The organism is Roseibium sp. QJM3NY_11, assembly GCF_056173175.1.
Map to the genome: position 1 here is coordinate 310514 of NZ_CM149660.1, position 19862 is coordinate 330375.

At 64.2% G+C, this 19862-nt stretch carries 21 protein-coding genes; 15 read left to right on the top strand and 6 right to left on the bottom strand.

Features of this window, described 5'->3' with window-relative positions; genetic code table 11:
- Nucleotides 1-238 precede the first annotated feature (238 nt).
- From AC0VX3_RS01335 to AC0VX3_RS01360, 6 genes are all read left to right on the top strand, one after another.
- Nucleotides 239-1765, top strand: a complete 1527-nt coding sequence (locus tag AC0VX3_RS01335) for a YifB family Mg chelatase-like AAA ATPase (protein WP_342893291.1) — start codon at nucleotides 239-241, stop codon at nucleotides 1763-1765.
- A gap of 125 nt (nucleotides 1766-1890) precedes the next feature.
- The gene (locus AC0VX3_RS01340) at nucleotides 1891-2130 is read left to right on the top strand and encodes a BrnA antitoxin family protein (protein ID WP_475523223.1); all 240 of its coding nucleotides are present in this window, start codon (nucleotides 1891-1893) and stop codon (nucleotides 2128-2130) included.
- 291 nt (nucleotides 2131-2421) lie between these two features.
- Complete coding sequence (locus AC0VX3_RS01345) at nucleotides 2422-2598, top strand: hypothetical protein (RefSeq protein WP_475523224.1); 177 nt, start codon at nucleotides 2422-2424, stop codon at nucleotides 2596-2598.
- 107 nt (nucleotides 2599-2705) lie between these two features.
- Nucleotides 2706-3023, top strand: a complete 318-nt coding sequence (locus AC0VX3_RS01350; RefSeq protein ID WP_342893294.1) for a heavy metal-binding domain-containing protein — start codon at nucleotides 2706-2708, stop codon at nucleotides 3021-3023.
- A 9-nt stretch (nucleotides 3024-3032) separates the two neighbouring features.
- Entirely contained in the window at nucleotides 3033-3641 is a 609-nt protein-coding gene (locus tag AC0VX3_RS01355; protein WP_475523225.1) for a GNAT family N-acetyltransferase, read from the top strand.
- 77 nt (nucleotides 3642-3718) lie between these two features.
- Nucleotides 3719-4681 (top strand): agmatinase, encoded by a 963-nt coding sequence (locus AC0VX3_RS01360; RefSeq protein WP_475523226.1) that lies wholly within the window; start codon nucleotides 3719-3721, stop codon nucleotides 4679-4681.
- Nucleotides 4682-4717: 36 nt separating this feature from the next.
- Here the strand turns inward: AC0VX3_RS01360 and cysK are convergent, their stop codons facing one another.
- From cysK to dut, 3 genes are all read right to left on the bottom strand, one after another.
- The gene (gene cysK, locus AC0VX3_RS01365; RefSeq protein ID WP_475523227.1) at nucleotides 4718-5677 is read right to left on the bottom strand and encodes a cysteine synthase A; all 960 of its coding nucleotides are present in this window, start codon (nucleotides 5675-5677) and stop codon (nucleotides 4718-4720) included.
- A gap of 145 nt (nucleotides 5678-5822) precedes the next feature.
- Nucleotides 5823-6491 (bottom strand): HAD family hydrolase, encoded by a 669-nt coding sequence (locus AC0VX3_RS01370; protein ID WP_475523228.1) that lies wholly within the window; start codon nucleotides 6489-6491, stop codon nucleotides 5823-5825.
- A gap of 15 nt (nucleotides 6492-6506) precedes the next feature.
- The gene (gene dut, locus AC0VX3_RS01375) at nucleotides 6507-6956 is read right to left on the bottom strand and encodes a dUTP diphosphatase (RefSeq protein ID WP_475523229.1); all 450 of its coding nucleotides are present in this window, start codon (nucleotides 6954-6956) and stop codon (nucleotides 6507-6509) included.
- Between the two features lie 172 nt (nucleotides 6957-7128).
- Here dut and AC0VX3_RS01380 point away from each other — a divergent pair, with 172 nt between their 5' ends.
- The 3 genes from AC0VX3_RS01380 to AC0VX3_RS01390 all read left to right on the top strand — a co-directional run bounded on the left by AC0VX3_RS01380 (nucleotide 7129) and on the right by AC0VX3_RS01390 (nucleotide 9076).
- Nucleotides 7129-7548 carry a hypothetical protein gene (locus AC0VX3_RS01380; RefSeq protein ID WP_475523230.1) on the top strand — a complete coding sequence of 140 codons (420 nt, stop codon included), beginning with the start codon at nucleotides 7129-7131 and terminating at the stop codon, nucleotides 7546-7548.
- A 22-nt stretch (nucleotides 7549-7570) separates the two neighbouring features.
- Complete coding sequence (locus AC0VX3_RS01385) at nucleotides 7571-8152, top strand: OmpA family protein (protein WP_342893301.1); 582 nt, start codon at nucleotides 7571-7573, stop codon at nucleotides 8150-8152.
- Nucleotides 8153-8287: 135 nt separating this feature from the next.
- Nucleotides 8288-9076, top strand: a complete 789-nt coding sequence (locus AC0VX3_RS01390) for a DODA-type extradiol aromatic ring-opening family dioxygenase (protein ID WP_475523231.1) — start codon at nucleotides 8288-8290, stop codon at nucleotides 9074-9076.
- 10 nt (nucleotides 9077-9086) lie between these two features.
- Here the strand turns inward: AC0VX3_RS01390 and coaBC are convergent, their stop codons facing one another.
- On the bottom strand, nucleotides 9087-10310 hold the full coding sequence (coaBC, locus tag AC0VX3_RS01395; protein ID WP_475523232.1) for a bifunctional phosphopantothenoylcysteine decarboxylase/phosphopantothenate--cysteine ligase CoaBC: 1224 nt from the start codon (nucleotides 10308-10310) through the stop codon (nucleotides 9087-9089).
- A 49-nt stretch (nucleotides 10311-10359) separates the two neighbouring features.
- On the bottom strand, nucleotides 10360-11532 hold the full coding sequence (locus AC0VX3_RS01400; RefSeq protein ID WP_475523233.1) for a penicillin-binding protein activator: 1173 nt from the start codon (nucleotides 11530-11532) through the stop codon (nucleotides 10360-10362).
- A gap of 311 nt (nucleotides 11533-11843) precedes the next feature.
- Here AC0VX3_RS01400 and rsmI point away from each other — a divergent pair, with 311 nt between their 5' ends.
- On the top strand, nucleotides 11844-12755 hold the full coding sequence (gene rsmI / locus AC0VX3_RS01405) for a 16S rRNA (cytidine(1402)-2'-O)-methyltransferase (protein WP_475523234.1): 912 nt from the start codon (nucleotides 11844-11846) through the stop codon (nucleotides 12753-12755).
- Entirely contained in the window at nucleotides 12755-13174 is a 420-nt protein-coding gene (locus tag AC0VX3_RS01410) for a YraN family protein (RefSeq protein WP_342893306.1), read from the top strand. The genes rsmI and AC0VX3_RS01410 overlap by 1 nt, the downstream gene beginning before the upstream one ends.
- A gap of 81 nt (nucleotides 13175-13255) precedes the next feature.
- Here AC0VX3_RS01410 and secB read toward each other — a convergent pair whose 3' ends face one another.
- Nucleotides 13256-13750 (bottom strand): protein-export chaperone SecB, encoded by a 495-nt coding sequence (secB, locus tag AC0VX3_RS01415; protein WP_342893307.1) that lies wholly within the window; start codon nucleotides 13748-13750, stop codon nucleotides 13256-13258.
- A 300-nt stretch (nucleotides 13751-14050) separates the two neighbouring features.
- Here secB and AC0VX3_RS01420 point away from each other — a divergent pair, with 300 nt between their 5' ends.
- From AC0VX3_RS01420 to AC0VX3_RS01435, 4 genes are all read left to right on the top strand, one after another.
- On the top strand, nucleotides 14051-15451 hold the full coding sequence (locus tag AC0VX3_RS01420) for an ActS/PrrB/RegB family redox-sensitive histidine kinase (protein WP_475523235.1): 1401 nt from the start codon (nucleotides 14051-14053) through the stop codon (nucleotides 15449-15451).
- 22 nt (nucleotides 15452-15473) lie between these two features.
- Complete coding sequence (locus AC0VX3_RS01425; protein ID WP_475523236.1) at nucleotides 15474-16031, top strand: ActR/PrrA/RegA family redox response regulator transcription factor; 558 nt, start codon at nucleotides 15474-15476, stop codon at nucleotides 16029-16031.
- Nucleotides 16032-16129: 98 nt separating this feature from the next.
- A complete protein-coding gene (locus AC0VX3_RS01430; protein WP_475523237.1) occupies nucleotides 16130-17941 on the top strand; it encodes a VHL beta domain-containing protein in 1812 nt (603 codons plus the stop codon).
- A gap of 177 nt (nucleotides 17942-18118) precedes the next feature.
- The gene (locus tag AC0VX3_RS01435; RefSeq protein WP_475523238.1) at nucleotides 18119-19807 is read left to right on the top strand and encodes a methyl-accepting chemotaxis protein; all 1689 of its coding nucleotides are present in this window, start codon (nucleotides 18119-18121) and stop codon (nucleotides 19805-19807) included.
- The last annotated feature ends 55 nt before the right edge of the window (nucleotides 19808-19862 follow it).

Below are 19862 nucleotides of genomic sequence, written 5' to 3' on the forward strand. Positions count from 1 at the left end.
AAATGCTCAGGCGGCTGTCCGGCACAGGCCGCCTTGCCGGCTTCGCCACCCTGCGAATTCAACGAAAAACGGGCCGGAAAGGTTCCCGTTGACTTGGCGCCGGGGCGTTCAAGACGGCGACGGGGCGCTTCATCCAGACGGCGCGCGCACCGCTTGTTCCATATTTGTTCTTGAACATCCTGCCGTTGTGTGCTTGTCTTCGACACCCTTTCAGGTAGAGAAATCGAAGAGCGCGGACATGGTCAGCAAGGTCACTACAGTCGCCTTTCAGGGCATTGAGGCCGTGCCGGTGGACGTGCAGGTGCATGTCGGCCCGGGCATGGTCGCCTTCAATGTGGTCGGCCTGCCGGACAAGGCGGTCGGCGAAAGCCGGGAGCGGGTCCGTGCCGCCCTGTCCGCGTCGGGTCTGGCCCTGCCGGCCAAGCGCGTTACCGTCAACCTCGCGCCCGCGGACCTGCCCAAGGAAGGCTCGCATTACGATCTGCCGATCGCGCTCGGGGTCATGGCCGCCATCGGCGCGATCCCTGCCGAATTTCTCCACGGCTACGCCGTTCTGGGAGAACTCGGCCTGGACGGCACCCTGGCTCCTGTCGCAGGTGTGCTGCCGGCGGCCATGGGGGCGTCCGCCCTCGGCAAGGGCCTGATCTGCCCCGCGGCCAGCGGCAGCGAAGCCGCCTGGGCCGACCGGGACATGGACATTCTGGCACCCCGTTCTCTCATTCAGCTTGCAAATCACTTCAAGGGCACGCAGGTGCTCAGCCGTCCCGTCGCGAAATTGCACGGCAATGCAGGACCGCTGCCGGATCTCGCCGAGGTCAAGGGCCAGGAAACAGCCCGCAGGGCGCTCGAAATTGCCGCTGCCGGGGGCCACAATCTTCTGATGACCGGCCCGCCCGGATCGGGCAAGTCCATGCTGGCCAGCCGGCTGCCGTCGATCCTGCCGCCACTGACCCCGCGCGAGCTTCTGGAAGTCTCGATGATCGCCTCGCTGGCGGGAGAACTGGCCGAAGGCAAGCTGACCGACCGGCGGCCGTTCCGGGCACCGCATCATTCCGCCTCCATGGCAGCGCTGGTCGGTGGCGGCCTGAAGGCCCGGCCCGGGGAAGTCTCGCTCGCCCACAACGGCGTCCTGTTTCTGGACGAACTGCCCGAATTCACACCCCAGGTGCTCGACAGTCTGCGCCAGCCGCTGGAATCCGGCGAGGCGGTGATTGCCCGCGCCAATCACCGGGTCACCTATCCGGCGCGCATCCAGATGGTGGCCGCCATGAACCCGTGCCGTTGCGGCCATGCGGGCGAGCCGGGCCACCAGTGCCGCCGCGGCGAACGCTGCGTGACCGACTATCAGGCCCGGATTTCCGGCCCGCTGCTCGACAGGATCGACGTCAGGATCGAAGTCCCGGCGGTGACCGCCGCCGACCTGATCGGCACGGCCGCAAGCGAAAGCTCCGCCACAGTTGCCGCCCGTGTGGCGGACGCAAGGAAAATCCAGCTGGAGCGCTTCCTCGAACTCGGCATCGCCTGCCGGACAAATGCCCAGGCACCCGCATCCGCCGTCGAGACCCTGGCCCGGCCCGACGCCAAGGGCCTGGCGTTCCTGCGCGATGTGGCCGAACGCATGGCGCTCAGCGCCCGCGGCTATCACCGTGTCCTGAAGCTGGCCCGCACCCTGGCCGATCTCGACACTGTCGACCAGGTCGGCCGGATCCACCTTGCCGAAGCCCTGAGCTACCGCGGCGAGGACCGGTCCCGCCGGGCGGCCTGACGGATCAGGCCTTCGGCTTTACGGCCCGCACGGCAAGCCCGGCCTGACACCATCATTTTAATCTCCGTACGCCCGAGGTTTCCAGCTATGCTGGGCGATACATTCTCACGCATTGGAAACAGATCATGGCTCGTCCGCCCCGCCGACATACCACCGCCATCGAACAGGCCGAAGCCCTGTTCAAATCGGCGACGAAAAAGCCGGCCGAAGAAACGCCCAGGCCGGTCAGAACGGCGATGCCCGTGGGCAAGGAGACAGTGTCCGTGCGCCTCGACCGGGATGTTCTGGAACATTTCCAGGACGACGGCCCCGGCTGGCAGGACCGTATCAACGCCGCACTCAGGAAGGCCGTAGGTCTGAGTTAGGGTCCGAACCTGCAAAAGAGGTCGCACTGGTTTGAAACGGTTTGCGCCTCCCGAGGTCAACCCGATCGACTCCGCACCACATGGAAATGACCACACCCCGCATTGTCGGCGCCACCAACCGGGCATCGATAAGCGTCTTGTTAGGATATGCGTGCAAGAATGCCGCAACGTGAAGCTCCGGTGCGCCCATCGGAGCCGCGGAACTGCCGCGCCCGTGACGCCTGTCCTCCCGAACCCGGGGCAGACGGGCTGCTGAAACGACACAGCGGAACCCTGTGGTTGGCCAACGAGATGAAACTGACAGACAGGCCGGACGAGCCGGAAAAGTCGTTCTCGAACCCGGACGGGTTTCCCCGGCGCCTGCAACGCGGCGGTGAGGCCGGCCCGGTTGAGCTGACGCTGTTCACGCTGGCGGTCGCGACGGCGACCCTTTTGACCCTGACAACAATCCTGATGCAGGTGCTCTGACCCGGCTCCACCGCGGGCCCCGCATGCACGCCAACGCCCGGGGTTGCTTGCATTGGATCCGCCCGCTTCCCATGTCCCTGATCTGCGCTGCAATCAGGGAGAACGGCATGCTTGTCACCACCACAAACACCATTCAGGGCAAGGATCTGGACTACAAGGGTCTGGTGACCGGCGAGGCGATCCTCGGGGCGAACCTCTTCAAGGATCTGTTCGCCGGCATTCGCGACATTGTCGGCGGCCGCTCCGGCGCTTATGAGGAAGAACTGGCAAAGGCACGCAAGATCGCCGTCGACGAAATGTGCCAGCAGGCCCGGGCCATGGGCGCCAACGCCGTGATCGGCGTCGATCTCGACTACGAGACCGTCGGCCAGAACGGGTCCATGCTGATGGTCAGCGCCACCGGCACCGCGGTGATTGTTCGCTAGAGGCTGCCCATGCAAGCCGACATCCGCGTTGCGGCCGGGTTCCCCGAGGCCCAACGGCCCGTGGCCGCGCGTCTTTTCTGGGCCGCCTTTTCCGGCAAGCTCGGCAGGATCCTGGCACCGGAAGACAAGGCGTTGCGCCTGATCGAGCGTCTGCTCGACCCGCGTTTTGCGGTCAGCGCCACCGACGCCGACGGCACCCTCCTGGGCCTTGCCGGCTACAAGACCCGGGACGGCGCCCTGATCGGCGGCGGCCTCCCGGACATGGCATCGATCTATGGTCCTTTCGGCGGGCTCTGGCGCGGCGTGCTGCTGGACCTGCTCGACCGCGCCGTCGAGCCTGACTGCCTGCTCATGGACGGCATTTTCGTTGCCGGGTCCGCGCGCGGCAAAGGTATCGGCAGTGCCCTTCTGGAGGCCATCTGCGAAGAAGCCCGGACCCGTGACATGTCCCGTGTCCGGCTGGATGTCATCGATACCAACCCGCGCGCAAGAACTCTGTACGAACGTTCCGGTTTCAAAGCGGTCGACACGCAAAAGACCGGCCTCCTGAAACCCCTGTTCGGTTTCGCATCGGCCACGCGGATGGAAAGACAGGTTCCGAGCCGTTCCTCACAATGATCCCGGCGGACGGCCTCTTTTCAGCCGTGCCGCGAGATGCTCTATTCGTGTGAACAGCATCGGCAGGAGCATCTTGAATGGCCTCACACGGATATGAAGGCGGGCGGCTCGATCTGCCGTTTGTCGGCATCTGCACTTTCGGCAAGTCCCCGTATCAGCCGGACTGGGACGCGATCGACGCGGATGTCGCCGTGCTCGGCGCGCCGTTCGATCTCGGCACCCAGTGGCGCTCCGGTGCCCGGATGGGACCCCGGGCAATCCGGGAAGCCTCGACGCTGTTTTCCTTCGGCCACGCAGGGGCCTATGATTTCGAGGACGACATCACCTATCTGCCGGCGGAAACGACCCGGATTGTCGATCTGGGCGATGCCGACATCGTGCACACCGATACGGTCGAAAGCCACCGCCGCATCGAGTTCGGCGTGCGCAAGATCCTGGCAGCCGGCGCCCTGCCGGTGGTGCTGGGCGGCGACCATTCGGTCAACATCCCCTGCATCAACGCGTTTGACGGCGAGGAACCGGTCCACGTCGTGCAGATCGACGCCCATCTGGATTTTGTCGACGAACGCCACGGCGTGCGCTATGGCCATGGCAATCCGATGCGGCGCGCGGCGGAAAAACCCTATGTGACAGGCCTGTCCCAGATCGGCATCCGCAATGTTTCATCGACGGCGCGGGACGGCTATGAGGATGCCCGCCGCATGGGGTCCGACATCCAGTCCGTGCGCCATGTGCGCCGGCTTGGCATCGACGGCATGCTGGCGCGGATTCCGGAAGGACGCCGCTACTACCTGACGATCGACATCGACGCCTTCGATCCCTCCATCGCGCCGGGCACAGGCACACCCAGCCACGGCGGCTTTCTCTATTACGAAGTGCTGGAACTGATCGACGGGCTGGCCAGGCGCGGCACCATCGCCGGCATCGACCTGGTGGAAGTCGCGCCGGACTACGATCCGACCGGCTCCACCAGCACCCTCGCGGCGCAACTTCTCATGAACACCATCGGCCGGGTGCTTCACCGGCGCAAAGATGAATAGGCCCCGCGGGATCAGACATCCGTGGGGCCGTTCGGATCACAGTCCTTCGAACAGCGCTGTCGACAGATAGCGTTCGGCGAAGGAAGGAATGATCACGACGATGTTCTTGCCTTCCATGCCTTCGCGCTGTCCGACCTGGATGGCGGCGGTCAGCGCCGCGCCGGAGGAAATCCCGACCGGTACGCCTTCGGTTTTTGCCACTTCTCGGGCCATGGCGAAGGCGTCCTCGTTGGCGACGGTGAGAACCTCGTCATAGACCGAGGTGTCGAGAATTCCCGGCACGAAGCCTGCACCGATGCCCTGGATCTTGTGCGGTCCGGGCGTGCCGCCGGAAAGGATCGGGCTGTCGGCGGGTTCCACCGCGACCACATGAACGGCCGGCTTGCGCTGTTTCAGCACCTGGGAGACGCCGGTGATGGTGCCGCCGGTACCGATGCCGGAAACAAACACGTCGACGGCGCCGTCGGTGTCGTTCCAGATTTCCTCGGCGGTGGTGTTGCGGTGGATCTCCGGGTTGGCGGCGTTCTCGAATTGCTGCGGCATCACCGAGCCTTCGATCTCACCCAGCAACTCCTCGGCGCGGGCGATTGCGCCCTTCATGCCCTTCGGCCCTTCGGTCAGTTCCAGTTCCGCGCCCATGATCTTGAACATCTTGCGCCGTTCAACAGACATGGTCTCAGGCATCACCAGGATCAGCCGGTAGCCTTTCGCGGCGGCCACGAAAGCCAGCGCGATGCCGGTGTTGCCGGATGTCGGCTCGACCAGGGTGGTCTTGCCCGGCACGATCCGACCGTCGGCTTCCATGGCCTCGATCATGGCCACGCCGATCCGGTCCTTGACGCTGGCAATCGGGTTGAAGAATTCCAGCTTCGCCAGCAGGTTGCCCTTGACACCATGGGCCTTCGCCAGCCGGTCCAGCCGGACAATCGGAGTATCGCCGATGGTGTCCGTTATCGAGCCATAGATCTTTCCGCGGCCTTCGGTCTTCCTGGTCATGGCTTTTCTCCCAAATTGGCCGGACGTCTGGCGGACCGGCATCGTTCATTTTCCGTGGCGCTAAGATAGTACGGCACCGGACGGGTTATAAGAGGCGGAAAATGCCTTTGCGGCGGTTGCCGTAAAACCATTTTCCAGAAAACCCTCAGGTCTTGGAAAACAGCAGGTCCGGCAGATCCGCCATGGCCTCGAACAGAACCGCACCGGCTTCGGTCATCGCCGCACGGTCGCAGGCGGGATCCTCCACAAAGGCGAAAACGCGCATCCCGGCGGCCACGGCGGCCCGGACGCCGGGCAGACTGTCCTCGATGACGACGCATGTCTCCGGCGCATGGTTCATTCCGCGTGCCGCCAGCAGAAAGACATCGGGTGCCGGTTTGCCCCGATCACAGTCCTGCGCGGAAAACAGCCGGCCCTCCAGACGCGGCAGCAAGCCGGCGCTGCCAAGGGTCGTGCGCATCTTTTCATATTTGCCCGATGAGCCGACGCAAAAGGGCACGCCCGCGGCATCCAGATGGTCGAGCACAGCGGCGACACCCGGGATCGCCGAGACGCCGGCCCGGAAGCTTTCCAGATCGCGGGCCCGAACCTGTTCGGGCCAGTCCGCCGGGAGGGTCTTGCCGGTCAATTCCTCGACCAGGCGCTGCACATCCTCCAGCGTCCGGCCCATGAACTGCTTCTGGCAGTCCGGTCCGGTCATCGGATGGCCGAGTTCGCTTACCATCGCGGCCATGATGGCGTTGGCCTGCCTTTCCGTATCGACGAGAACACCGTCACAGTCGAAAATGACAAGGCCCGGGGTCGGTTTTCCCATCACCTAAGTATCCTGTCAGACGCGGCCGGTGGAGCCGAAGCCACCCGCTCCACGCGCAGTATCGGAAAGGGTTTCGACTTCCAGGATCCGTGCCTGAAGCACCGGCGCGATCACCATCTGGGCGATGCGTTCGCCGCGGCCGACCTCGAACGGCTCCTTGCCGAGGTTGATCAGGATAACCTTCACCTCGCCGCGATAGTCAGCGTCGATCGTGCCGGGCGTGTTCAGGACCGTGACCCCGTGTTTGGCCGCCAGGCCAGACCGGGGCCTGACCTGCGCCTCGAACCCTGCCGGCAAGGCCATGGCAAGACCGGTCGGGATCAGGGCCCGGTCACCGGGCGCAAGCGACACCGGCGCCTCGACGGCGGCAAGCAGATCGAGGCCGGCGGCCAGCGCCGACTGATAGGCGGGCAATGGCAGGTCCCGGCCATGATCGAGACGTTTCAACTCAAGGGTGACAGACATGAAGGGATCCCGGCAGTGAATGTTGCCGGCGAGTGACGATATTCGCGGCGTCCTGTCAAGATTGGCCCGGAGCAACGACTCAGGCATCGTTTCGATGGAAAGACTTGAAGTTGCGGGCATCTCCTGAAACACTCGGCCGCAACTCAACGCCTTCCCAAGGGAGACAAGGACAATGGGACGTTTGATTTTCGCGCTCGCCACCGGGCTTTTTCTGGCCACCGCGCCAGCTTCCCAGGCCCAGACCGTGGGCTTCGCGGACGCAATCAAGATTCTCGCAGGAAGCTGCGGCAGCGATATCGGCAAATACTGTGCGTCCGCGACGCTGGCGAACAACGGCATCACCTCCTGCCTGGAGAAGAACCAGGCCAAGGTCTCGCAGAAGTGCAACGCCGACCGCACGGTGGTCATTTCGCTGATTCAGGCGCGCCTTGCCGCGCAAGCCGCAGCCCCGGATCTTTGCCAGCGCGACGCGGCGCAGTATTGCAAGGGTGTCAAGGCGGGAGGCGGACACATTCTTCGCTGCCTGTTGAAGGCGCAGCCATCCGTCAGTCAAAAATGCAACACGGCTATCGATCTGGCCGGATACCGCTAGAACCGGGCAGGGGAGTATTGAAATGAACAGGTTCCTTCAGGCCGGTATCGCGGCCGCATGTCTCACTCTTTCCATCTCCGGTGCGACGGCCCAGACAAAGCTCAGCCGCAACGAGATCATCAATTCCCTGCAGGGCGCCCAGCAGAAGGTCGACATCACCGCCGACCAGTTGCAGAAGGCGGCGCTGGAGAACATTCAGAAGTATCCGGGCGCAAACACGCCCCAAAGCCTGCCGCTGGCGGACAAGCTGGCGACGCTGCGCCAGTTCAATATCGAGATCACCTTCGAATTCGACTCGGCCCGCATCCGGCCTGAATCCTTCGAGACGGTCGGTCTGATCGCCGACGCCCTGCACACGCCCTACCTGCAGGGCCAGACTTTCTTCATTGTCGGCCACACCGACGCCAAGGGTCCGCGCGAATACAATCTGAACCTGTCCCTGGAACGGGCCCGGGCGGTCCGCGAGGCGCTTGTGACCACGTTCCTGGTGCCCGGCGAATACCTGTTTGCCGTCGGTCTCGGCGAGGAGCAGTTGCGCGACCCGTCCAAGCCCGACGCGGCTGTCAACCGGCGCGTCCAGTTGATCAACATGGGCTTCAAATAGGGTTTAGAGACCAGCCGGACTTTCGAAGGCTCATTGTTCAGGGTGATTGAACGAGCCTTCCTTGTTTCCGGGTCTAATTTCCGCGCAGGAAAGGCTTATTCTTTCAAGCGTGGAAAACAGACCCGGGAGCGGCACATGGCTGCGGAAACTGAGACAATTTCGCCTGTTTTTTTCGCGCATGGCGCGCCGATGCTTGCTGTCGAGGATACGGCGGCCAGCCGATTCCTGAAGGCGTTCGCCGCGTCCCAGCCGACGCCGGAGGCCATCCTGATCCTGTCCGCGCATTGGGAAACGGACAGGCAGAAACTGTCCGCGCCGGGGCCCTTGCGCACCTATCACGATTTCCGGGGGTTCCCGGACGCACTCTACGAGATCGACTATCCGGCCTTCGCGGATGAAGATCATGTCGACGCGGCGGCCCGCCTTCTGGAAGCAGCCGGGTACGAAGTGGACCTGGACAGCGACCGGGGTCTGGATCACGGGGCCTGGGTGCCGCTGTCGCTGGCCTATCCGGACGCGGACATCCCCGTGATCGCACTGTCCCTGCCGGCCGGCAGCACGCCATCGTCCCTTCACGCAATGGGACGGACCCTGGCACCATTGAAGAACAGGGGCGTTCTGATCGCCGGTTCCGGCAGCACCACCCATAACCTGCGCGACATCCGCCCCCAGGGGACACCTGCTCCGGACTGGGCACTGGAGTTCGACCGGTGGCTGGATGACGGTCTGGAGGCCGGCTCGATCTCCTATTTCGACGACCTTGAGAACGCTCCGGACTTCCGCCGCAACCATCCGACGGAAGAGCACCTGCTGCCACTGTTCTTCGCCTTCGGCGCCGGCGGTCCGGATGCCAAGACGCAGTTGCTGCACCGAAGCTACGAATACGGCACGCTCAGCATGAGTTATTTCCGCTTCGCGGCGTGACTTGCGGCGATCAGTCCGCCAGCGCCTGCGCGGCGCGGGCGATGATCCTGCGGGCGACATCCGTCTTGTCCATTTCCGGCCAGTCCTCGACGCCGCTCCTGCTGACCAGGCGGATCGTGTTCGCGTCGCCGCCCATGATGCCCGTTTCCGGGCTGACATCGTTGGCGATGATCCAGTCGGCGTTCTTGCGCTCCAGCTTGCCGCGGGCATTGTCGATCAGGTTCTGGGTTTCGGCGGCGAAGCCGATCAGGAGTTTCGGCCTGAGGCCGGCATCATGACCGACCGTTGCCAGGATGTCGGGATTTTCGGCCAGATCCAGCACGGGGGGCTTGCCGCCGGCGTCTTTCTTGATCTTTTCGCCGCCTTCCGCGGTCACCCGCCAGTCGGCAACCGCGGCCGCCATGATGGCAATGTCGGCAGGCAGACGGTCCTTCACGGCTTGCAGCATGGACGCCGCCGTTTCCACGTGGACCACGTCGATATTGGCCGGATCGGGCAGGGTCACCGGACCTGAAACAAGCGTCACCCGGGCACCGGCCTGCCAGGCGGCCCGCGCGAGCGCGTGACCCTGCTTGCCGGACGACCGGTTGGCGATATAGCGCACGGGATCGATCGGTTCGTGGGTCGGCCCGGACGTGATCAGCACATGCCTGCCGGCGAGCGGAAGCTGCCCGGCCGCCATGGCCTGTTCCCGCAAGACCGCCTCGGCGGCGGCGGCAATCTCCAGCGGCTCGCTCATGCGACCGACGCCCGCTTCGCCCTTTTCCGCCATTTCACCCGCCGCCGGCCCGCAAAAGGCTATGCCGCGGTCCCTGAGCACCGCCACATTGCGACGGGTTGCCTCGCTCTGCCACATTTTCGGGTTCATGGCCGGGACGGCCAGCACAGGCTTGTCCGTTGCCAGCAGCACGGCGGTGGCGAGATCATCGGCGATGCCATGGGACACTTTGGCCATCAGGTCGGCGGTGGCCGGGGCGATCAGGATCAGGTCGTGGTCCCGGGCCAGACGGATATGACCGACATCGTGTTCCGCCTCGCGGTCGAACAGGCTGGTAAAGACCTTGCCGCCGGACAGCGCGCCCACCGACAGCGGCGTGATGAATTCCTGCGCGCCCCTTGTCATCACCGGAACCACACGAGCGCCACGTTCCGACAGGCGCCGGATCAGCTCGAGTGCCTTGTAGGCCGCGATCCCGCCGCTGATGATCAGCACAATCTGCTTGCCGCTCAGCATCTTCAAAGCACTCCCGATGGTAGCGGATAAGGTCTTCCGGCCACAGACCCTAGAACCCGGACCGGAAGTCCCGCGGCGCCGGAGAAATGACCTGGGTCCCCTTGCCGGTGACCTGATAGACGGCAAGGCCCCGCTGGTTGAGCCCGGACGACTGGAAACGGAACAGCCCGTCAATGCCGATAAAGCCGTCGCGGTTGGTCAGGATTCGGTGCTCGAACCTTTGCTGGCCCGCGGACCGGATCAGGCCAGCGGCCAGCGTGACGCCGTCATAGACAAGGCTGGCGTTTCGCGGTGGCGGCGATCCGTAGGTGCTCTGATAGCGCTGCGCGAACGCCTTGAAACCCTGGTCTTCCGGTCCCGCGAACCAGGCGCCGGCCAGCACCGGGTTGTTCTTGATCTGGGGCGAGTCCCACTGCCCGGAACCGAGCAGCTTCACATTGCCGAGATTGGCGCCCTGGCTGACCAGCGTTTGCACGACAAGCGCCGGAACGCCGCCACCGGCGGGCACGAACAGGGCATCGATGCTGGACATGACGGATTTCAGCGCGGACGTCTTTGCGACAAGGTCCGCCGTGTCGGTTCCGGTCAGCTTGTAGCGCTGGATGGTCGCGATGCGGCCCGCCGTGCGGCCGACTTCCTGGCGGAAGGCCGCCTCGACAACCGCGCCGTAGGACCCTTCGGGGACGAGGGCCGCATAGGAGGATTTCTTCTGGCCGGCGGCATATCCGATGATGCGCTTGGTGTCCGTTTCCGGCAGGAAACTCAATAGGTAGACACCGCGAGCGGCAACGGAGGTGTCGGTCGAAAACGCGATGACCGGCACGCCTGCCGCGCGGGCGGCGCGGGCGGCACCGGAAACCGCCGGTGAAAACACCGGACCGAGGATCAGCTCGGCGCCTTCCGAAATGGCGGCCTGTGCCGCTGCACGGCCGCCTTCAGCGGTGCCGCCGGTGTCCTTCACCAGCAACTGGACGTCCGCGCTCGGGAAATTCTGCAAGGCCAGTGCCGCGGCGTTCTTGAACACGGTACCGATCGAGGCATTCCCGCCGGCGCTCGCAAGCGGAAGCAACAGACCGACCCGCACGCCGCCGGTGCCGATGACCTCACCTGTCGTCTGTGGCTGGGCGCCGGGCTGGACCTGATCGCCGGGAAGCGACCCGAGCGTGGAGCCCATGCAACCGCCAAGCAGCAGTGTGCCTGTCCCGGCAAGTGCCGTTTTCAAGAATATCCGTCTGCGCTGTTGCACGCTGTCGCCCCGCATTCCGCCCGCCATTTCTGTCAATCCACCCGTTGAGAAGACTTACGTATTCGCCGCCTTCCTGTCCAGTTTTAGCGGCGTTTCAATGGAATATCGCCCGGATCAATAGTGGATTTGCCTTGCATCGGTTGCCCCGCGAAGGTAGCGCAGGGAACAGAAAAGCTTCCCGAACGGCCCGCCGCCCGCAAGGAAAGCGTACAGGAGCGGCGGATCTTCAACCGGAATCGATCAGGAAATCAAAAGTCGATCGATCCAGGATGCACAATGGAGGCGAGATGGGCACCGAACCACCGGTACCGGGGGACAAGAACCGCTACAGCCTCGCGGAACACACCTTTTCCGCTCCGAACCTGGAACCGGCGCTCTATATCGTGGCCACGCCGATCGGCAATCTCGGCGACATCACCGTGCGCGCCCTGGAGACACTGGCGGCGGCCAGCGTGATCGCCTGCGAGGACACAAGGGTGACGGCAACGCTGACACACCGGTTTTCCCTCAAGACACCGCTGATCGCCTATCACGAGCACAATGCGGACAAGCAGCGGCCCAAAATTCTGGAAACGCTTGCCGGCGGCAAGGCGGTCGCCCTGGTGTCCGATGCCGGAACGCCACTCGTGTCAGATCCCGGCTTCCGCCTGGTCCGCGATGTGGTCGCGGAAGGCTACAAGGTCATTCCGATCCCAGGGGCGTCCGCCCCGCTTGCCGGACTGGTCGCGTCCGGTCTGCCGAGCGACACGATCCTGTTCGCCGGTTTCCTGCCGCCGAAGAACGGTCCCAAGACACGCCGTCTGGAGGACCTCGGACAGGTACCGGCAACGCTGATCTTCTTTGAATCGCCGCACCGGACCGCCGCGACACTGAAGCTGATGCGCGAGGCGCTCGGGCCGGAACGCGAAGCTGTGGTCGCCCGCGAGCTGACAAAACGCTTCGAGACCTTCGAACGCGGCACGCTTGCAGAGCTGGCGGAAAGATTCGAAGACCGGCAGGTCAAGGGTGAGATCGTTGTTCTCGTCGGCCCGCCGGAGGCCCGGCCCGAAGCTGACGCCGGCGATCTCGACGCCCTGCTGCGCGCGGCGCTTGCCGGAATGCCGGTCAGCGGCGCCGCCAAGACCGTTGCCAGGGCGACCGGGCTGGACCGCAACGCGGTCTACAAACGCGCGCTCGAACTGAAGGCGGATGACGGCTGATGGCACGCCGTCGGAAGAATTCGGCAACAGATCGGGCAGCAACTGGCCGGGCAGCAACAGACCGGCGCCGGCGCGCCCACGCGCTCGGCCTTTCGGCGGAAAATCTCGCGGCCTGGTACCTGCGCCTCACAGGCTGGCGCATCCTGAAGCAGCGCTACAAGACGAAGGCCGGCGAGATCGACCTGATCGCGAAACGGCGCAAGACAGTCGCCTTCATCGAGGTCAAGGCCCGCAAGACCCGCCGCGCGGCCCTGGATGCGGTGACGCCGGCGAGCCGGAACCGGATCACGCGCGCGGCGAGGATTTTTGTTGCCGAGCACGCCAGGGCCGGTTTCTACACCCTGCGTTTCGATGTCATCGTCGTCCGCCCCTGGGCTTTGCCGGAGCGGATCGAAAACGCCTTCGAAGCACGGGACTGACGCTCCTGTTGCGTTCGATAACAAAAACCCGCACCGGCAGGGCCGGCGCGGGTTGCAATCAACAGACCCGGGTCTGAAACGTCAGTTCGGCTTCGGCGCGCCTTCGGCCGGTGCCTGCTGCGCCATGTTCTGGCGGTACAGCTGGGCGAAATCGATCGGGTCGAGCATCAGCGGCGGGAAACCGCCGTTGCGGGTGGCTTCGGACAGAATGTTGCGCGCGAACGGAAAGATCATGCGCGGGCATTCGATCATGACGAAGGGATGCATGTGGTCCTTCGGAACACCGGTGATCTTGAACAGGCCGGCATAGACGAGTTCGACATTGAACATCACCATGTCCGGGCGTTCCGCCTTGGCGCTGAGCGTCAGGATGACTTCGAACTGATCCTCACCCATCTGCTGAGCGCCGACGTTCACATTGATGTCGAGCTTGGGCTGGTCGCCCTGTCCCAGGGACCGCGGCGCATTCGGATTTTCGAAAGACAGGTCCTTGATGTACTGGCCGAGGATATGCATGCCCGGCGCTGCGGTGCCTTCCGCCTGCGGCTGTGCGCCGCCGTCATTGGTGTCGGTCATCGTCTCATTCCGTTGCGCGGTGCTGATCTGACACGAGAAGCGAAAAGTGCCGCCCGTCGGCCGCCGGCCCGCGTGATCCGGACAGCCGTGTTAGCGGCTGGCTAGCATCTCGAACCCTCAGACACAAGGGCAACGGCCTTGCCAGCGCCCGGAATCCGCTTCAAAAGGAGAGGCTGCTTCAGATCAACGGAGGTTCAATCGAATGCGACCAGACATCCAAAAGTTGATCGATCCAAAAAATGTCAGGGCATCTTTCGAGGGTTCAGATGAACGCTCGAGTCCCTCGTCTCAAGAGACCCCATGGCCGATCATCCGACATCCAATATCACGCTGCCCCACAGGCGGTTGAAACTCGATACCCTGGTGCGCTTGCGCTGGCTGGCGGTCGGCGGACAGACCGCGGCGCTGCTGGTGGTCCATGTCGGTCTCGGATATCCCACACCCGCGGGCCCCGCCTTTGCCATGGTGGCGCTGTCGGCGTGGTTCAACATTTTTCTGAAGATCCGCTCGCCGTCGGCAATGCGCCTGTCCGAAAGGGCCGCCGCTCTGCAGCTGGCCTATGACATCCTGCAAATGAGCGGTCTCCTGTTTCTGACCGGCGGACTGGGAAATCCCTTCGCGTTTCTGCTCATGGCGCCCGTGATGGTGTCGGCGACGGGTCTTTCGGCGCGTTACACCGTTGTTCTGGGCATTCTGGCCACGGTCTGCGCCAGCGTTCTGGCGGTCCTGCACCTGCCGTTGCCCTGGCCCGTCGGTGATGATTTCTCGCTGCCCGTGGTCTATTCGGTCGGCATCTGGATCGCCCTGGTGTCGACGCTCGGTTTCATGGCGACCTATGCTTTCCGGGTCGCGGAGGAAGCCCGCCAGCTTGCCGACGCCCTGGCCGCGACAGAACTGGTGCTTGCACGCGAGCAGCATCTCAACGCACTGGACGGCCTGGCGACCGCGGCCGCGCATGAGCTCGGCACACCGCTCGCAACCATATACCTTGTGGCCAAGGAACTTTCCGGCGAACTGGAGGACGGCGATCCCCACACGGAGGATCTCGCGCTGATCCACTCGCAGGCCGAACGCTGCCGCGGCATCCTGCGCCAGTTGACCAGCCTTTCCAGTGAAGCGGACCGAACCTACCAGCGCATGCCGGTGTCGCAGCTCCTGGAAGATGTCATCGACCCGCACAGGGGCACCGGCGTCGCCATTCACGCCACCCGGTCCGGCTCGGGCTCCGAACCGGTCGGCACCCGCAACGCCGCCATTCGCTACGGGCTGGGAAACCTTCTGGAAAATGCCGTCGATTTCGCGAAGACCAGGGTCGACGTGTCGGCGAGCTGGGACGATGCCGCGCTGTCGATTTCAATCATGGACGACGGCCCGGGGTTTTCCGACAACATCCTCGGCAAGATCGGCGACCCCTATCTTTCGATCCGCGGTGGCAAGTCGCCGCAAAGAGGCACCGGCGGCGGACTGGGGCTTGGAATATTCATCGCGAAAACGCTGCTCGAACGCACCGGCGCCAAACTCAGTCTCGACAATCTGGCGCCGCCGCGCACCGGTGCCCATATCCGTGTCAGCTGGCCGCGAAAGGCCTTCGAGCACGACAGCACAGTGGACGAGGCGCCCTTTTCGGCCCATAACGGCAAGAATGCCCGGTTGACGCAGGCAGCAACGGACGACTCATCCGGGCCGCAGGTCGACGCGTAAGAATAAAAAACGGTAAGACGAGATGACGGACCAGACACCATCCCTGAGCACTTCGGAGGACATGAGCCTCCTGATCGTCGACGATGACAAACCGTTCCAGCAGCGTCTTGCGCGTGCCATGGAAAAGCGCGGGTTTGCCACGGAAACCGCGGACAGCGTTCGGGACGCGGCCGCCAAGGTCGCGCAAAACGCGCCGGCCTTCGCGATTGTCGACATGCGTCTGGAAGATGGCAACGGCCTCGACGTGATCGAGAATATCCGGCAGAAACGCCCGGACGCACGCGCAATCGTGCTGACCGGATACGGCAATATCGCAACGGCCGTAACCGCCGTGAAGCTCGGCGCCATCGACTATCTCGCCAAGCCCGCTGATCCCGACGACATTGCCGCCGCCCTGGCCCGCAAGCCCGAAGACAAGGCCCGGCCGCCGGAAAATCCGATGTCCGCGGACAGGGTCCGGTGGGAACATATCCAGCGGGTCTACGAACTCTGCGACCGGAATGTCTCGGAGACGGCACGGCGGCTGAACATGCACCGCCGCACGCTGCAACGGATTCTGGCCAAGCGCGCGCCGCGCTGAAGACGCGCTTGCGCTGCATTGCAGGGTTGCCCTTTCACCGCCACTTTGCCTAAGTAGTCCGAACTGGTGATATTGTTGCGCTCCCATGGAGATCGCTTATGCGGCCTTTCGCTGCTCATGGACGTTTTACTCCCCTGCTGAAGCCCGGACTGCTCGCGGCCTGCGGCATGGCCCTGATGTGCGCCGGCTCCGCGGCGCTCGCCCAGGCTGTGCCCGAAACTCTGCGCATCAATGTCGACCCGCCGGATCCCGGTATCCGGTCGATCACTCTCAACAGCAAATACCGCGCCATCATCAGCCGCGACGACAAGGGTGTCGTGGTCGACACCCAGGGCAGCGACAACGCTGCGCCGCCGTGTGAAGTGAAGCTGGAAGTGACGCTCGAAAACAGCCGCGTGTTGCACAGGAACGCCAATATCTGTTCCGGCAGCACGCTGGTCGTGGATGTCTCCAGCGACGGCAAGCCCGGCGCGGCGGCGCGCGTGGTCGGCACCAATTCCGGCGTGTCTGCCGGACCCGTCAGCACCGCGCCGGCAGACACGCCTGCGGGCACCCGGCAACAGACACCGGTGGATGATACTGCCGCCATCACCGACCTTGATCCGCCGGCCGATACCGGCGGCCTCAAGCCCCTGGATCAGGTCGACACGCCCATATCGGCCCCCGGAACCTCAGGAACCCAGACCTCGTCCCTGCCGGACGATGCGAATATCGGCCCGGGAGACGGCCTTTCCGGCGGCGGCGCCAATTCCGGTCCCGTCCTCGTCACAGCAAACGAGGCCCGGCAGTGGCTGGCGGAACCCGGAACGCAGCCGGGGTCGCCAACGATGCTGCAGCATGCCGTTCCCCAGACTGACGACCGGGATTTCCGCGCGGATTGCAGCACCCAGTCCGGCTTCGCCAGGATCACCTTCCAACAGGCTCCGGCAGGTCTTCTGGAGGGCATGCCACAGGCTGTGCGCATTTCAGCCGACGACTTCGAGGGCACCTACAATGCCTTCGGCTCGGCGGCGGCCAATGCAGCCGGCGTGTCGCTTCCCGAAATCAACATCGAAATGAGCGACCCGCTCTGGGACGCCATGATCCGCTACAGCGCCCTGTCGATTGCCGTTGAAGGCCTGCCGGCGCATTCCGTTTCCCTCCGGGGCAGCGCCAATCCGGTTCGCCTCTTCGTGGCGACCTGCGCGCAGCCGCAGCAGGTGGTTTCGGACGACGCCTTTGGGGCCGGGGCCGAAGAACCCGGGTCGGACCTGTCCTGCAGCGAACTCGGCCGGGTGCGGTCCGTGGAGGCCGTCCGGCCCGGCCAGATCGTCTTCCGCAATGCCAGTCGCCAACCTGTCGAGGTTCACTGGGTCGACTATCGCGGCGGCGAGCGGCCCTATGCCCGGCTCGAACCGGGCCAGATCCTCGAGCAGCAGACCTATATATCCCATGCCTGGACCGTGCGCGGCGCCGGCGGTGAATGCCGCGGTATCTACGTCACCCGCACGCCCTACCGCGAAATCGTGATCCAGGGGGCCCCCGGTCTCGGTAGCCCCGGAAGCGGCGGTGATCCCTGGGGCGCACCGGGTCGCGGGTTCGATGCCCAGCCCGACAACGGGTTCCCCGCAGGACCGGTTCCGCCCGGTTCGATCAACGGCACGCTTCAGCCGTCTCTCGGGCAACAGACGGCGCGGGCAAACGTCGCCGATTATCTCTGCACATCCGGGATCGATCTGAATGTGGTTTTCTCCGCCGACATGCAATCGGCCACGGTCGCGGAAATGGGCTACGGGGCCGTCACCCTGCAGCGTCAGGGCAGCGCCAACAGTTTCTATTTCGAATCTCAGGGGCATGTGCTGAAAGGTCAGGTCCAGAACGCGACCTGGACGCGTCCGGGCCTGAGGGACGTCTTCTGCGCAAGACGCTGATGCCGGGTGGCCACAGCCATTGTAAATTCCCGCAATAAAATCGCGGTCCGGATTCATAAACTTTCTTTTTTTGCAAAATAATTGTTGGCGTCATCTGAATTCGCAAGAATTTTAAGCAATTGGTCAGCAAATTCGCCTCACCCTCATCGGACATAACCCGATAGGAATCTCAAGACCATGTCCTTTGCACGTTGGCCCATCACGTGGAAAATCAGCCTGCCGATCGCCACGATCCTCATCTTCACCATCGCTATTTGCGTTGTCAGCCTCAACAGCCTCTATGGTGCGATGTTTGCCGAACGGCTGAACAAGATCGAGGAGATCACCGACAGCGCAGTCTCGATCGCGGCTTATTACCAAGGTCTTGAGACGTCGGGAGAAATGTCCCGCGAAGAGGCCCAGGCCGCCGCGAAGGCTTCGATTGGTGCCATCCGGTTCGAGGACAACAACTACGTCTTCGCCTACGATTACAAGGGCATCGCACTTGTGCACCCGAAAGCGTCCCTTGTCGGTACCGACATGATCGGCTTTGCCGACAAGACCGGCGTGAAGATCGTTGCCGAACTGATCACGATGGCGAAAGCGGGCGGAGGGTCGCTGCTTTACTACTGGCCGCGTGCCAACAGCGAAGTGGCACTGGCGAAATACGGCTGGGGCGCATCCTTCGAGCCCTGGACCTGGATGATCGGAACCGGCGTCTACATGGATGACCTGGACGCGGCCTACTGGAGTTCCGCGACAACCATCCTGGCGCTGGTGGTGATCGGTGCGCTGATCGCGATTGCCATCGCTGTTGTCACCGTCCGCAACACCGTGCGCCCGCTGCGCGCGCTGACATCGAACATGGGCACGCTTGCCGATGGCAATACAGACATCGTGATCGAGGGCGCCGACCGCGGCGACGAAATCGGACAGATGGCAAGTGCCATGGAAGTCTTCGTGCGCAACGAGACCGCGCGGCGCGATCTGGAAGTGCAGCAGAACAGCTCGCAGGAAGAGACGGCCCGCAAAGGGGCCGAGATCCAGCAGCTCAGCGGCGACTTCGACCGCCAGATCATGGACATGCTCAACATCATCGACAGCTCGGTCCAGAATCTGCAATCGGCCTCCGCCGACATGATCAGCGGTGCGGCGCAGACCACCGAGCAGAGCGGGCTGGTCTCCAACGCCTCGTCGCAGGCCGCTCACAACGTGGAAACCGTTGCCGCGGCCGCAGAGGAACTGTCGGCTTCCGTCAACGAAATCCGCCGGCAGGTGCAGTCGTCCAGCGAGATCGCCGCCCGCGCCGCCGAGGAAGCCCAGTCGACCAATCAGCGCATGCACGGTCTGTCGGAAAGCGCCAGCCGGATCGGCGAGGTGGTCACACTCATCCAGGCGATCGCCGAGCAGACCAACCTGCTCGCCCTGAACGCCACCATCGAAGCCGCCCGCGCGGGGGAGCTCGGCAAGGGCTTCGCGGTCGTGGCGGCGGAAGTCAAGGAACTGGCCAACCAGACCTCCAAGGCAACCGAGGAGATTTCCAGCCAGATCACGGCCATCCAGGACGAGACCGGGCATGCAGCCACGGCGATTTCGTCGGTGACCGACATCATCAACAACATGAACGAGATCGCGTCTTCCATTGCCTCCTCGGTCGAGGAGCAGGGTGCGGCGACGCAGGAAATCGCCAGCAACGCCACCGAGGCATCGCGCAGCACCGTCGAAGTGACCACGAATATCGAAACGGTCGCCTCGGCAGCAGAAAACACGCGCGACACGGCGGAGAAGGTCGACAGTTCCGCCCAGCAGCTTCAGCAAAACGCCGGCATGCTGCGTGAGCAGGTCGGGTCCTTCCTTCAGGAAGTGCGCAGCCGTTCGGTCGCCTGAAGCCATTCGGAAATGACGTGTTGAACAGCCCCCGCGGTCCGGGCCGGACCGCGGG

Excerpts from the sequence above, each read along its gene's own strand:
- secB (WP_342893307.1), bottom strand. The coding sequence starts at position 13,750 with ATGACCGACACCAATGACGGCGGCGCACAGCCGCAGGCGGAAGGCACC.
- AC0VX3_RS01340 (WP_475523223.1), top strand. The coding sequence starts at position 1,891 with ATGGCTCGTCCGCCCCGCCGACATACCACCGCCATCGAACAGGCCGAA.
- AC0VX3_RS01425 (WP_475523236.1), top strand. The coding sequence starts at position 15,474 with ATGACGGACCAGACACCATCCCTGAGCACTTCGGAGGACATGAGCCTC.
- AC0VX3_RS01370 (WP_475523228.1), bottom strand. The coding sequence starts at position 6,491 with ATGGGAAAACCGACCCCGGGCCTTGTCATTTTCGACTGTGACGGTGTT.
- AC0VX3_RS01385 (WP_342893301.1), top strand. The coding sequence starts at position 7,571 with ATGAACAGGTTCCTTCAGGCCGGTATCGCGGCCGCATGTCTCACTCTT.
- rsmI (WP_475523234.1), top strand. The coding sequence starts at position 11,844 with ATGGGCACCGAACCACCGGTACCGGGGGACAAGAACCGCTACAGCCTC.
- cysK (WP_475523227.1), bottom strand. The coding sequence starts at position 5,677 with ATGACCAGGAAGACCGAAGGCCGCGGAAAGATCTATGGCTCGATAACG.
- AC0VX3_RS01420 (WP_475523235.1), top strand. The coding sequence starts at position 14,051 with ATGGCCGATCATCCGACATCCAATATCACGCTGCCCCACAGGCGGTTG.
- AC0VX3_RS01390 (WP_475523231.1), top strand. The coding sequence starts at position 8,288 with ATGGCTGCGGAAACTGAGACAATTTCGCCTGTTTTTTTCGCGCATGGC.
- AC0VX3_RS01360 (WP_475523226.1), top strand. The coding sequence starts at position 3,719 with ATGGCCTCACACGGATATGAAGGCGGGCGGCTCGATCTGCCGTTTGTC.
- AC0VX3_RS01410 (WP_342893306.1), top strand. The coding sequence starts at position 12,755 with ATGGCACGCCGTCGGAAGAATTCGGCAACAGATCGGGCAGCAACTGGC.
- AC0VX3_RS01435 (WP_475523238.1), top strand. The coding sequence starts at position 18,119 with ATGTCCTTTGCACGTTGGCCCATCACGTGGAAAATCAGCCTGCCGATC.
- AC0VX3_RS01355 (WP_475523225.1), top strand. The coding sequence starts at position 3,033 with ATGCAAGCCGACATCCGCGTTGCGGCCGGGTTCCCCGAGGCCCAACGG.
- AC0VX3_RS01345 (WP_475523224.1), top strand. The coding sequence starts at position 2,422 with ATGAAACTGACAGACAGGCCGGACGAGCCGGAAAAGTCGTTCTCGAAC.
- coaBC (WP_475523232.1), bottom strand. The coding sequence starts at position 10,310 with ATGCTGAGCGGCAAGCAGATTGTGCTGATCATCAGCGGCGGGATCGCG.
- AC0VX3_RS01430 (WP_475523237.1), top strand. The coding sequence starts at position 16,130 with ATGCGGCCTTTCGCTGCTCATGGACGTTTTACTCCCCTGCTGAAGCCC.
- AC0VX3_RS01380 (WP_475523230.1), top strand. The coding sequence starts at position 7,129 with ATGGGACGTTTGATTTTCGCGCTCGCCACCGGGCTTTTTCTGGCCACC.
- dut (WP_475523229.1), bottom strand. The coding sequence starts at position 6,956 with ATGTCTGTCACCCTTGAGTTGAAACGTCTCGATCATGGCCGGGACCTG.
- AC0VX3_RS01350 (WP_342893294.1), top strand. The coding sequence starts at position 2,706 with ATGCTTGTCACCACCACAAACACCATTCAGGGCAAGGATCTGGACTAC.
- AC0VX3_RS01335 (WP_342893291.1), top strand. The coding sequence starts at position 239 with ATGGTCAGCAAGGTCACTACAGTCGCCTTTCAGGGCATTGAGGCCGTG.